General features: G+C 68.4%; 11 protein-coding genes. 10 read left to right on the plus strand and 1 reads right to left on the minus strand.

Annotated elements, in window-relative coordinates:
- The first annotated feature begins 100 nt into the window (after positions 1-100).
- The 4 genes from BJQ90_RS03200 (at position 101) to BJQ90_RS03215 (ending at position 5,932) form a co-directional block, all read left to right on the plus strand.
- Positions 101-1,153 carry an iron ABC transporter substrate-binding protein gene (locus BJQ90_RS03200; protein WP_226758868.1) on the plus strand — a complete coding sequence of 351 codons (1,053 nt, stop codon included), beginning with the start codon at positions 101-103 and terminating at the stop codon, positions 1,151-1,153.
- A gap of 4 nt (positions 1,154-1,157) precedes the next feature.
- The gene (locus BJQ90_RS03205) at positions 1,158-2,750 is read left to right on the plus strand and encodes an ABC transporter permease (protein ID WP_226758869.1); all 1,593 of its coding nucleotides are present in this window, start codon (positions 1,158-1,160) and stop codon (positions 2,748-2,750) included.
- Positions 2,747-3,922 (plus strand): ABC transporter ATP-binding protein, encoded by a 1,176-nt coding sequence (locus tag BJQ90_RS03210; protein ID WP_226758870.1) that lies wholly within the window; start codon positions 2,747-2,749, stop codon positions 3,920-3,922. Before BJQ90_RS03205 ends, BJQ90_RS03210 begins: the two co-directional genes overlap by 4 nt.
- Before the next feature lie 96 nt (positions 3,923-4,018).
- Positions 4,019-5,932, plus strand: coding sequence for a glycogen debranching N-terminal domain-containing protein (locus BJQ90_RS03215; protein WP_226758871.1), 1,914 nt, complete (start codon positions 4,019-4,021; stop codon positions 5,930-5,932).
- A gap of 46 nt (positions 5,933-5,978) precedes the next feature.
- Here the strand turns inward: BJQ90_RS03215 and BJQ90_RS03220 are convergent, their stop codons facing one another.
- Positions 5,979-6,584 (minus strand): YdeI/OmpD-associated family protein, encoded by a 606-nt coding sequence (locus BJQ90_RS03220; protein WP_226758872.1) that lies wholly within the window; start codon positions 6,582-6,584, stop codon positions 5,979-5,981.
- Between the two features lie 92 nt (positions 6,585-6,676).
- Between BJQ90_RS03220 and BJQ90_RS03225 the strand changes: the two genes are divergently transcribed.
- The 6 genes from BJQ90_RS03225 to BJQ90_RS03250 all read left to right on the plus strand — a co-directional run bounded on the left by BJQ90_RS03225 (position 6,677) and on the right by BJQ90_RS03250 (position 12,194).
- Positions 6,677-7,462, plus strand: coding sequence for a VOC family protein (locus BJQ90_RS03225; RefSeq protein ID WP_226758873.1), 786 nt, complete (start codon positions 6,677-6,679; stop codon positions 7,460-7,462).
- A gap of 43 nt (positions 7,463-7,505) precedes the next feature.
- Positions 7,506-8,045, plus strand: a complete 540-nt coding sequence (locus BJQ90_RS03230; RefSeq protein WP_226758874.1) for an NUDIX hydrolase family protein — start codon at positions 7,506-7,508, stop codon at positions 8,043-8,045.
- Positions 8,046-8,165: 120 nt separating this feature from the next.
- Positions 8,166-9,206 carry a DUF6707 family protein gene (locus tag BJQ90_RS03235; protein WP_226758875.1) on the plus strand — a complete coding sequence of 347 codons (1,041 nt, stop codon included), beginning with the start codon at positions 8,166-8,168 and terminating at the stop codon, positions 9,204-9,206.
- 48 nt (positions 9,207-9,254) lie between these two features.
- Complete coding sequence (locus BJQ90_RS03240) at positions 9,255-9,980, plus strand: SRPBCC domain-containing protein (RefSeq protein WP_226758876.1); 726 nt, start codon at positions 9,255-9,257, stop codon at positions 9,978-9,980.
- Between the two features lie 33 nt (positions 9,981-10,013).
- The gene (gene tgt, locus BJQ90_RS03245; RefSeq protein WP_226758877.1) at positions 10,014-11,312 is read left to right on the plus strand and encodes a tRNA guanosine(34) transglycosylase Tgt; all 1,299 of its coding nucleotides are present in this window, start codon (positions 10,014-10,016) and stop codon (positions 11,310-11,312) included.
- Between the two features lie 75 nt (positions 11,313-11,387).
- Complete coding sequence (locus BJQ90_RS03250) at positions 11,388-12,194, plus strand: dienelactone hydrolase family protein (RefSeq protein ID WP_226758878.1); 807 nt, start codon at positions 11,388-11,390, stop codon at positions 12,192-12,194.
- Positions 12,195-12,209: the final 15 nt, after the last annotated feature.

Below are 12,209 nucleotides of genomic sequence, written 5' to 3' on the forward strand. Positions count from 1 at the left end.
AGGTTTGGCTAACCTACAGTTTTTCCTAGTGAGCATGCCCTAACTTCCCCGCTCACAGGGGGGCTAGGGGCCCAAGACCTTCCTTGCAGAAAGCAGCCCCATGAAGATCCGCAACAACGCGCTGGCAGGTATCGCACTTGCCGCCACCGCCGCGCTCGGCCTCACCGCCTGTGGCTCCGGCAACTCGACCTCCCCCGGCAGCGCCGCCGCTGACGGCAAGATCTCCGGAGAGATCACGGTCTACAACGCCCAGCACGAATCACTGACCAAGGAATGGGTGGACGCGTTCACCGCGGAAACCGGTGTCAAGGTCACCCTCCGCCAGGGCTCGGACACCGAGATGTCCAACCAGATCATCCAGGAGGGCCAGGCCTCCCCGGCCGATGTCTTCCTTACCGAAAACTCCCCGGCCATGGCCCAGGTGGAAAACGCCGGACTCTTCGCCGACGTCGACAAAGCCACCATCGACCAGGTGCCCGCCGAATTCCGGCCCTCCACCAACAAGTGGACCGGCATCGCAGCCCGCTCCACCGTGCTGGTCTACGACAAGGCCAAGCTCACCGCAGACCAGCTGCCGAAGTCCATGCTGGACCTGGCCAAGCCGGAGTGGAAGGGCAAGTGGGCGGCCTCGCCGTCCGGTGCCGACTTCCAGGCGATCGTCTCGGCCCTGCTGGAACTCAAGGGCGAAGCCGCCACCGAGGAATGGCTCCAGGGCATGAAGGAAAACTCCAAGGCCTACAAGGGCAACAGCACCGCGATGAAGGCAGTCAACGCCGGCGAAGTCGACGCCGCACTGATCTACCACTACTACTACTACGGCGACCAGGCCAAGACCGGCGAGAACTCCAATAACGTCACCCCGTACTACTTCAAGAACCAGGATCCGGGCGCCTTCGTGTCCGTCTCCGGCGGCGGCGTGCTGAAGTCCTCGAAGAACGCGGCGGCGGCCCAGGCCTTCGTCAAGTTCATCACCGGCAAGAAGGGCCAGGAAGTCCTGCAGAAGGGCACCTCCTTCGAGTACGCCATCGCTTCCGGCGTCCCGTCCAACGAAAAGCTCGTCCCGCTGCCGGACCTGCAGGCACCCACTGTGGACCCGGCCAAGCTCAACTCCGCCAAGGTCACCGAGCTGATGACCAAGGCAGGACTGCTCTAACCACGTGACAACCAAGCTGGCGGCTCCCGAAACATCCGGGAACACGACGACGGCGGGCAGGGGCAAGCGCCCCCGCCCGCCTTTCGGCGTATCTGTAATTGCGGTCCTGGCAGTCCTCATCGCGCTCTTCGCGCTGATTCCGCTGGGCTACGTCATCGTCATGACGGTGGCCACCGGGTGGGACACCGCCATGGACCTGATCTTCCGGGCGCGCGTCGGCGAGCTGCTGCTGAACACGGTGCTGCTGATGCTGGTCACCGTGCCGCTGTGCCTCATCCTCGGGGTGGGCGGCGCGTGGCTGGTGGAACGCACCCAGCTCAAGGGGCACAAATGGTGGGCCGTGTTGCTCGCGGCCCCGCTCGCCATCCCCGCGTTCGTCAACAGCTACGCCTGGGTCTCCGCGGTGCCCTCGCTCGAGGGCCTGTGGTCCGGGGTGCTGATCGCTACGCTGTCCTATTTCCCGCTCGTCTACATCCCGGCCGCCGCGACGCTCAGCCGGCTGGACCCGGCCATCGAACAATCCGCCGCGTCCCTGGGCCTCGGCGCCTGGCGGGCCTTCTTCCGTGTGGTGCTGCCGCAGCTGCGGATCGCGATGACCGGCGGCGCGCTGCTCGTGTCCCTGCACCTGCTGGCCGAATACGGCGCCTTCGCGATGATCCGTTTCGACACCTTCACCACCGCGATCATGGTGCAGTACCAGTCCACCTTCAACGGCACCGCAGGGAACATGCTGGCCAGCGTACTCGTGTTCCTGTGCCTGATCCTGCTGCTGGCGGAAGTGCGAAGCCGCGGCAGTGCCCGGTACGCCAGGATCGGCTCCGGCGCCCAGGCCCGGGCACTGCGCCTGCCGCTGCACGCCTACCAGCTGCCGGCCCAGCTGTTCCTGATCGCGCTCACCGCGCTGGCCTTCGGGCTGCCGCTGACCTTCGTGCTGCGCTGGATCTACGCCGGCGGACCGGACATCTGGGCCGCGGAGGAGTTCCTGCCGGCCCTGCTGCAGACGCTGACGTATGGCCTGGCCGGCGCCCTGGCCACCACGGTCGTCGCGTTCCCGATGGCGTACCTGGCCGTGCGGCATCCCAGCTGGTTCAGCAAGGCCCTGGAGCTGTCCAACTACATCACGAGCTCCATGCCGGGGATCGTGGTGGGGCTGGCCTTCGTGACGGTCAGCATCAAGGCGGCGCCCAACCTGTACCAGACCTCCGTGTTGCTGGTCGCGGCCTACGTGCTGCTGTTCCTGCCGCGCGCGCTGGTCAACATCCGCTCCGGCCTGGCCCAGGCACCGAAGGAACTCGACGAGGCAGCCCAGGCGCTCGGCAAGCCGCCGCTGCTGGCCTTCCTCCGGGTCACGCTGCGGCTGACCGCCCCGGCCGCCGCGGGCGGCGCCGCGCTGGTGTTCCTGGCGATCGTGAACGAACTGACGGCAACCCTGCTGCTCTCCCCCAACGGCACCCGCACGCTAGCCACCGAATTCTGGAGCAAGAGCAGCGAGATCGACTACGCCGGTGCCGCCCCTTACGCCCTGCTGATGATCGTGATTTCGGCACCGATGACCTACCTCCTCTTCCAGCAGTCCAAGAAAGCAGCGGGACAGTGACCCAATACAGCCCTTCCCGGCTCCCGGAACCGCGGGTCGCCGCGTCCGTGGCCACCAGCACCAACAGCCACCTGGAGATTGACGCCGTCACCAAAAATTTCGGCTCCCAGGCCGTCCTCAAGGGTGTCAACCTCTCGGTCGCGAAGGGCGGCACAACGGCGATCGTGGGCCCCTCCGGCTCCGGCAAGACCACGCTGCTGCGGCTGATCGCGGGTTTTGAGCACCCGGACACAGGCAGCATCTCGCTCAACGGCGACAAGGTGGCCGGCGACGGCGTCTGGGTCCCGGCGCACAAGCGCCACGTCGGCTACGTCGCGCAGGACGGCGCCCTCTTCCCGCACCTGAGCGTCGGGCAGAACATCTCCTTCGGGCTCGACTCCGCCAAGCTCACCGGCGGCCACCGCGGAGTGAAGGCCCGGGTGGCCGAGCTGCTGGAAATGGTTTCGCTGGACCCTGCCATGGCCAAGCGGCGCCCGCACGAACTCTCCGGCGGGCAGCAGCAGCGGGTCGCCCTGGCCCGTGCCCTCGCCCGCGAGCCGGAACTGATGCTCCTGGATGAACCGTTCTCCGCCCTGGACGCCGGCCTGCGGGTGGCCACCCGCCGCGCCGTGGGCAAGGTGCTGCACGACGCCGGCGTCACGACCATCCTGGTCACCCACGACCAGGGCGAGGCGCTGTCCTTCGCGGACCAGGTGGCAGTGATGCGCGGCGGACGGCTGGCGCAGATCGGCAACCCCTTCATCGTCTACACCCGCCCCGCCGACCGTGCCACCGCGGAATTCCTGGGCGACGCCGTCATCCTCGACGCCTGGATGGAAGGCTCCCTCGCCACCTGTTCCCTGGGCGGCATCCCCGTGCGCCGGCCCCCGGCACAGGGCCGGGTCCAGCTCATGCTGCGCCCGGAGCAGATCCGGATCGCCGAGGACGGCCCGATCCGCGGCGTTGTGGTGGACACCGATTACTTCGGGCCCGAAACCACCGTCCGGCTCAAACTCGCCGTCCCGCCCGTCCTCGCGGAAGGCGCCGTGGCCGACCACCGGTACCCCGGCGGCGGCGAAATCATCACCATCCGGCACTGGAATGCCTCAATCGCCCGCCCCGGCACCGAGCTCTGCCTCCGCGTCGTCGGCGAGGCAGTGGCCTTCCCGATGGAGGACCTCCCTCCGGCTTAGCCGCCGCCAGGGCAGCCCCTCCTGCATCACGTGTGTCTCGGCCGTGCCCTGCGGGGCCCGTTGAGCGGGCCCCGCTCCCGGCATAGGGTGGGGCGCATGACTGTCCAGCCAGCGCTCCACCGCCAGCACTGCTCCGTTGCCGCGCCCACCCAGTTGTGGCTCGACGCCGACGGGCGGCTCGCCAGCGGCCCCGGCACGGACGCCCCGGGCTCGCCTGGCGCGGCGGGCGGCGGCTGGTTCACCGGCCTGCTGCACGGGGACACCCGGATGCTGTGCCGGGCCGAGGTGCGGGTGAACGGGCTCGAACCGGAGCCCGCCACGGTCGAGGCGGAGGCCGGCGGTGTGCTGCGCGTGCGCGGACTGGTCCGCGGCATCCCCGGACCCACGGAGGATCCCGCCGTCGAACTGCTCCAGACCTGGACGGTCACACCCGGCGTCGTCCGGCACTCCCTGCAGCTGGGCACCTCCCTCGAGTCGGTCGAGGTGGAAATCGAAATCCAGCTCGCCGCGGACTTCACCGACATGGCCGCCATCCGGCTGAGCCGGTTCCGGGACCCCTCCGAGCCGTTCTCCGCCGACGATTCCACCCTGCGCTGGCGGGACGGCGGACGGACCCTGACCGTCGCCGCCCCCGGCAGCGTCGCCGCCGGACAGCGGCTCCTCTGGCGCGGCACAGCCGGGCGGGGACGCCCTTTCGAAGCAGAATGGCAGGCCGTACTGGCCGACAGCGAGGACGCTGTCGTGGCGGCCCGGCCGCCCGCAGCGCGCCGGGTCCGGGCCGAGCCGTCCGGCGCCCTGGGCCTGCTGCTGGACAACGCACTCGATGATCTCGCCGGTCTCCGCCTGGCTACCCGGAAGCTGCCCGACGCGCCGTTCCTCGCCGCCGGGGCGCCCTGGTATTTCACCCTGTTCGGGCGCGACTCGCTCTGGGCCGCACGGCTGCTCCTGCCGCTCGACGCCGGCCTCGCCGCCGGAACGCTGCGCTCCCTGGCGGCGTTCCAGGGCACGAAGAACGACCCGGCCGCCGCCGAGGACCCCGGCAAGATCCTGCACGAGCTCCGGTCCAAAGAACTGGTGCTGGAGAGCCAGGGCCTGCGCCTGCCCCCGGTGTACTACGGCGCCGTGGATTCCACCCCGCTCTGGCTGTGCCTGCTGGCCGAACTCGGCCACGCCGGACTGGACGACGCCGCCGTCCGCTCGCTCCTGCCCAACGCGGCCCGGGCGGTGGAATGGCTGCTGGCCGCCGCGGGCGCTCCCGGCAGCGCCAATAGCGGGTTCCTCAGCTATCAGGATGCCACCGGCCACGGCCTCAGCAACCAGGGCTGGAAGGATTCCCGCGACGCCATGCAGTTCCGCGACGGCCGCCAGGCGGACGGCCCGATCGCGCTCTCCGAGGTGCAGGGCTACGCGCACCAGGCCGCCGTGGACACCGCCGATCTCTTCGACGCCTACGGCGAACCCGGAGGCCAGGCGCTGCGGGACTTCGCCGAGGCGCTGCAACAGAACTTCCGCGAACGCTTCTGGGTCGAGGACGACGGCGGGCCGTTCCCTGCCATGGCCCTCGACGGGCACGGCGATCCGCTGGACATCCCGGGCTCCAACATGGGACATCTGCTCGGCACCGGAATCCTGGATGCCTCGGAGGCCCGGCTCGTGGCGGACCGGCTGCTGAGCCCCGAACTGTTCTCCGGCTACGGCGTGCACACGATTTCCCGTCGCGCCGCGGGTTTCTGGCCGTACAGCTACCACTGCGGTTCGGTCTGGAGCCACGACACCGCCATCGCGGTGCGGGGGCTGCTCGCCGAGGGATTCCTCGCCGAGGCCCGCACCATCGCCGAGGGCCTGCTGGCCGCGTCCGGGTCCTTCGGGCACCGCCTGCCCGAACTGTTCGCCGGCATCACGGCCGGTGAGGCGGACCACGCGGTGCCGTATCCGGCGTCGTGCCATCCGCAGGCCTGGTCCTCAGCGTCTGCGGTGGTCATTGCCCAGGCCATGGGCGTCGGGTTTTAGACGAGCCGGACAGGGGCCGGAGGACGCCGGGCCTGCGGGGAAATCCCTAGGCGTCAGGGGCCGGCGGACGCCGGGCCTGCGGGTAGGGCGTCTCGAACCGGGCCAGCATCTCGACGAATCCCGCGATCTTCTTCTCCCGGGTGGCGGCCTGTTTGACCCCGTTGGTGCGGTAGATCAGGGCATACCGGTTCACCGAGGTCAGGACGTCGAACATCGCCTGCGCGCGGGGCTCGGCCGCAATGGCAGCGGCGAGGTCCCCAGGTACCTCCGCCGTGGCCGCACCCGAGTAAGCCGCTTCCCACCGGCCGTCGGCTTTGGCGCTCTCGACGGCGGCCTGTCCGGCGGGAGCCATCCGGCCCGCGGCCTCGAGGCGCCCGATCCGCTCCACGTTCCGGACCGACCAGACACTTTTCGGTCCCCGGCGGGTCATCCGCTGGAAGGAACTTCCCTCGTCACGGCGCTTTCCCTGGCCGTCGATCCAGCCGAAACAAAGCGCTTCCTGCAGGGCGGTCTCGTAGTCCAGTTCCGTGACCGTGCCGCCCTTTTTGTGCAGCACCAGCCATACACCGGGGCTCTCCGCGTGGTGCCCTTCCAGCCAGGTGCGCCACTCGGCTGCGTCCTTCACCAGCAGGTCCTCAAGTTCAACAGCCATGGCACTATTGTGCCGCGCACTGACCACTTGCAGTGCTTTGGTGGCACGATGTCCCTGAGAGCTGGAATCCGCCACACCCTTCAGGAGCAACGATGCTGCGTGTCCGCCCGATCCACTTCACCTCCCGCATTGACGAATGGGAGCGGCTGCTCACCGACCTGGGCATGATCAAGACCGTCGACGAGCCCACCTGGCGGGAGTTCGACGCCGGCTCCGGCCGCCTTGCCCTCCATTTCGCCGAAGTGGGCTCCGCGGAGGACGGCACCACCTCCTTGGGGGTCGAGGTGGGCGATCTGTTGGAATTCGCCCGGCGGACGAAGGAGGCCGGCGCGGCCGAGGGCGGCACCACCGCGGAGCTCATCGACGCGGACCATGGCCAGTCCTGCCGCATCACCGCCGCGGACGGGTTCAGTTTCCTGGCCGACCAGGCCGCGCGCGCCGCGGACGGCAGCTGGGTCAGGTCAGCGGAAGCGGACCCGGACCTCGCCGTCGTCGCCGTCTGGTTCTCCGAAGACGCGGTGGCCGCGGCGAGAACCCTGCGGGACATCGGTGCCCGGCCCCGCCCGATTCCGGGCAGTGGCGCTATCGGCAACGCCGACACAAACACCGACGTCGACACCGTCGAATCCGAAGCGTTCACGGCGAAGAACGGCGGGATCCTGATGGTCGGCACGGCCACCGGGGCCGGACGCGCCGGGCTGGGCTTTGAATACGCCGGCGACCTCGGCGCCTTGCGTGAGCGTCTTGACGAGGCCGGACACGAGGCTGCTGTCATCGAGGAATCAGCCGTCCCCACCCTGCATGTGGCCAACCCGGATGCAGACGGTTTGGCCGCCCACCCGCCCCTCTGGATTTCCGCGGCGCCGGCACTCGGGTGAGGGGGACCACGCCCTGGCGGCAGGGATGGGGTAGAACTTAACCATGAACGTTCGCACTCCTGACCCGAACCCCGGCTGGCTCTCCGAAGATGATTTGTTCGAGGCGCGCGGCCGGTTGCCCATGGTCTACGTCGAGGCCGTCCCGGTCCGGCTGGATCCGCTCGGGTTTGTGAACGAGGTTGGCACGCTCCTGCAGGCGGACGAGGACGGCAACATGATCCGCTCGCTGGTTTCCGGACGGGTGTTGTACCGGGAGACCATCCGGGCGGCCCTGCTGCGCCATATGGAGAAGGACCTCGGACCGCTGGCTTTTCCCCAGCTGCCCATTAGTCCGGTGCCGTTCACGGTGGCCGAATACTTCCCGGCCCCGTCCCACACCGGTTTCACCGACGACCGCCAGCACGCCGTCGCCCTGGCCTACATCATCCCGGTCACCGGCGAATGCTCACCCCGCCAGGACGCCCTGGAGCTGACCTGGATGACGCCGCAGGAAGTAATGAGCTCAGATGTCCAGCTGGAGTTCAGCGGCGGCCGCGGCGCCCTGATCCGGCAGGCCCTGGCCTTCGCCGGGGTCGGGAACTGACCCGCGCCGGGCCAGCCGGAAGATGCCCCGGGACGCCCGGGGTTTGCACTGCGTCCCCGACTTCCGCCGCGCGCCTTTGTAGACTGTAGGGCGGACTGCAAAAGAATTTAAGGACTCCAGATGACCCACCCGCCAGCCGCCCCGAACTACATCGAACAGCAGGCTGGAACTCTGCAGAGCGGCGATCGCCTGCTCCTGCCCGATGGCAACCGTTCCGCCGAAATCCAGCGCGTCGACGTCGAAACTGACGATTTCGGCACTCCCGCCATGGTCCTGGCGACCCTCACCGGCGGCGGCGGACTCCGGATCGCAGCCGCCTCCACCGTCCTGATTCTGGCTGCCGGGGCCGAGGCTGAAGACACCTCGTTCGTGGCCGCCGGTGCATCGCCGCAGCCCGTCGAACCTGCCCGGAATGATGGCAACGTCCAGGGCGGGGCCAGCGGGCAGGACCGCTCCGGGGAGACCGGGGACGGCGCCGCAGCGCCCGCCGCCGTCGTCCCTCCGCTGCCGGCCGCGCCGCCTGCCGTGAGCGGCCCCAGCGAAGAGGACCTGGCGCTCATCCCCGCCCTTGAGGGTACGCCCGAGTCCGTGGTGCAGGCCGTAGCGCAGGCCCACCCGAGCTCGACGGGAGTGCTCCTGCTCAGCGAACGGCTGGCCAAGGGCATCAACACGAAGTCCGGCAGCTGCCTCAAGGACCTCAGCGACCTCGCGCAGGAACTGTTCATCATCCTCAAGGACGCCGAAAACGCCCTCACCGTCGCCGACCTGCTCAACGTGCTTCCCTTCGACGGCAACCGCGGCCGCTGGGCGTCGGTCGAGGCCTCCCTCGCCCTGTCCAGTTACATCTGCCGCCAGCTCGGGCAGGAGGAACGGGCCGCCGTCTACGAAAAGTTCCTGCGCACCCCCGATGGCATGGAAACGGACCCGTTCAAGGCCCGCATCAACGCCAAGGTCCGCCAGCGCTCGCTGAACGAACCGAACCTGTACGACAAGGAAATCTTCCGCGCGATGGACAACTCGAATCCGGATGCGGAACGCGAGTGGCGGATGCTCCGGCTGGAGGCGCTGCTCTTCCTGCGCGCCCACGGCGGATCGGAGACCATCGGCGCCCCGGAGCTGGACCGCCGGATCGGCAACGAACTCGAGTCCGTCCGGTCCTGAGGCGTTTGGCCCCTACCCCCTCTCGGCCGGGCGTTGTAGATTCACCCCATGACGAACAATCTGAGCGTTGTGATCAACTCCGACGCGCAGCAGGTTTGGACAATGCTGCGCGAGCCCGCCAAAGTTGCCCAGTGGCACGGCTGGGAAGCCGACGACCAGGCGGCCGAGATCGACGAGATCTACTTCAGCCCCAAGGTGGTCGAAGGCGCCGACCATACCTCCCTGGTGGTCGATGGCGGGGACGTCTTCACCCTGAAACCGGTACCGACGGGCACGGAAGTCAGTGTCATACGGGCCGCCGTGGACCACAATTCCGAGTGGGCCGCCTGGGACGAGGACATTACCCAGGGCTGGCTGACTTTCCTCCAGCAGCTCCGTTTCGCCCTCGAACGGCATCCGCACGGCAAGCGCAAGACCTTCTTCTTTTCCGTGCCGGGGAATGAGGGGTCGGCCATCGAACAGCTGGGCCTCAGCGAGATCCCCAAACCCGGCGAACCGTACTCGCTCACCCTGGCCACGGGCGAGGAACTCTCCGGCAAGGTGTGGTTCCGCAGCAACCACCAGGTGGGCCTGACGGTCCACCACTACGCGGAGCACGGCGAAGGCCTGGTGATTGTGGCGGACCAGCCGGTCATCAAGGACATCAGGCCCCAGGGCGGGTCCCTCGTCATCGTATCCACCTATGACCTCGGGGCGCACCAGCTGGAGTCCATCCGCAATTACTGGGACAAATGGCTGGCTGAGAACTACCCCACATCCGATCCGTTGCACTAAGGGTTGGGGGCTGTTAGCTGGCACACTTGAACGGTGCCAGCCAATCCCGAATCACCCGTGTCATCGCTCCTGCCGGCCCAGCAGTCCGAGTTTTCCTTCCGCGTGGGCAAGCGCCTGAGTGAGAGCTGCTCACCGACCGGCGCCCAGGTCAGCGGGAACGGCGGGGAGTTCCTCGGCCGCACCGGCACCATCACCACACCGCACGGCGAGATCCAGACCCCGGCGTTCATCGCCGTCGGCACCAAGGCCACGGTCAAGTCGGTGCTCCCGGAGTCTGTCGCCGAGCTGGGCGCGCAGGCCGTGCTGGCCAACGCCTACCACCTGTACCTGCAACCCGGCGCGGACATCCTCGATGAAGCGGGCGGCCTGGGCGCCTTCATGAACTGGCGTGGCCCCACCTTCACCGACTCCGGCGGGTTCCAGGTGATGAGCCTGGGCTCGGGGTTCAAAAAAGTCATCGACATGAAATCCGTGGACCAGTCCGGACCCGACGACGCCGTGGCCTCCGGCAAGGAACGCCTGGCCCACGTGGACGAGGAAGGCGTGTGGTTCAAGAGCCACCTCAACGGGGACCGGCACCGCTTCAGCCCCGAAATCTCCATGAACGTCCAGCACCAGATCGGCGCGGACATCATGTTCGCCTTCGACGAGCTGACCACCCTGCAGAATTCCCGCGGCTACCAGGAGGAATCCCTGGAACGGACCCGGCGCTGGGCCGAGCGCTGCATCACCGAGCACTTCCGGTTGACGTCCGAGCGCCCGGGCAAGCCGTACCAGGCGCTCTTCGGGGTCATCCAGGGCGCCCAGTACCAGGATCTACGCCGCAAGGCCTGCCGGGACCTCGGCGCCCTGAACTTCGACGGCTTCGGCATCGGCGGGGCCCTGGAGAAGGAGAACCTGGGCACGATTGTCCGCTGGTGCAACGAGGAACTGCCCGAGAACAAGCCCCGGCACCTCCTCGGCATCTCCGAGCCGGACGACATCTTCACCGCGATCGAGAACGGCGCGGACACCTTCGACTGCGTTTCACCGACCCGGGTGGCCCGGAATTCAGCGTTCTACCACCCCACCGGCCGCTACAACCTCTCCGGTGCCATGTACAAGCGCGACTTCGGCCCGCTGCAGGAGGGCTGCGACTGCTACGCCTGCCTGAACTATTCGCGGGCCTACATCCACCACCTGTTCAAGGCCAAGGAGATGGTCTCGGCGACGCTGATCTCGATCCATAACGAGCGCTTTGTGGTGAAGATGGTCGACGACGCCCGGCTCGCCATCGAGGCCGGCAACTTCTTCGAGTTCAAGGCCGAGACCCTGGGCCGGTACTACTCCTAGGTTCCCCCGGCGTCGCCCCGGCCGCCCGACGCCGACAATAGCTGGTGACGGAACCACTTCGGATATCCTGACCGGATGCTCATCGAGATTCCTACCGCAGACGGCACCGCCGAGGCCCTGGTGGCCCGCCCCTCCACCGGCCCCGGCCCATTTCCGGGTGTCATCCTCTACATGGATGCCTTCGGGTTGCGCCCCCGCATCCAGGCCATGGCGCAACGCATCGCCGACTGGGGCTACGTTGTGCTGGCCCCGAACGTCTTCTACCGGGAAGGAACGGTGGCCGAGCTGGCTCCGGAAATGGATATGACCACGCCGGCGGGCCGCGAGGCAGCCGGCTCTGCCGCATTCCCGCGGGTCGGACGCCTCACCACGGACAAAGCGCTGCCGGACATCGATGCATGGGTGGACGGTTTGGGCACGCTCGACGGCGTCGCGCCCGGCCCGATCGGCGTCTTCGGCTATTGCATGGGCGCACGGCTTGCTGTGCGCACGGCGACCGCCCACCCGGACGTTGTCGCGGCCTGCGGTGGCTTCCACGGCGGTGGCCTCGCGACCGACGCCCCCGACAGCCCCCATCTCGGACTGGGCAACGCCCGGGCCAGGTTTGTGTTCGGCCACGCCGATCATGATCAAAGCATGGACGCCGACGCCGTTGCTCGCCTGGACGAGGCCTTGGACACGGCAGGTCTGGAGTCCGCTAACGAGATCTACGCCGGGGCATCGCATGGCTATTCGATGGCGGACACCTCGGCATTCCACGCGGAAGCGACGGAACGGCACTTCCGGGAGCTCCACGACCTCCTTGGCCGGACGCTAACCCGGATTTTTCATCGGATGGCGGTCGGGGCGCCGGGCCTGGTTTTTGCCGTCCCGGCGGGCTGAATCGGATTTCGGGCG

The sequence above is a fragment of the Arthrobacter sp. SO3 genome, assembly GCF_020532825.1.
In the GTDB taxonomy this organism is placed as follows: domain Bacteria; phylum Actinomycetota; class Actinomycetes; order Actinomycetales; family Micrococcaceae; genus Arthrobacter.

Coding starts and splice junctions, on each gene's coding strand:
- BJQ90_RS03230 (WP_226758874.1), top strand. CDS start 7,506: ATGAACGTTCGCACTCCTGACCCGAACCCCGGCTGGCTCTCCGAAGAT.
- BJQ90_RS03235 (WP_226758875.1), top strand. CDS start 8,166: ATGACCCACCCGCCAGCCGCCCCGAACTACATCGAACAGCAGGCTGGA.
- BJQ90_RS03250 (WP_226758878.1), top strand. CDS start 11,388: ATGCTCATCGAGATTCCTACCGCAGACGGCACCGCCGAGGCCCTGGTG.
- BJQ90_RS03215 (WP_226758871.1), top strand. CDS start 4,019: ATGACTGTCCAGCCAGCGCTCCACCGCCAGCACTGCTCCGTTGCCGCG.
- BJQ90_RS03220 (WP_226758872.1), bottom strand. CDS start 6,584: ATGGCTGTTGAACTTGAGGACCTGCTGGTGAAGGACGCAGCCGAGTGG.
- BJQ90_RS03225 (WP_226758873.1), top strand. CDS start 6,677: ATGCTGCGTGTCCGCCCGATCCACTTCACCTCCCGCATTGACGAATGG.
- BJQ90_RS03200 (WP_226758868.1), top strand. CDS start 101: ATGAAGATCCGCAACAACGCGCTGGCAGGTATCGCACTTGCCGCCACC.
- BJQ90_RS03240 (WP_226758876.1), top strand. CDS start 9,255: ATGACGAACAATCTGAGCGTTGTGATCAACTCCGACGCGCAGCAGGTT.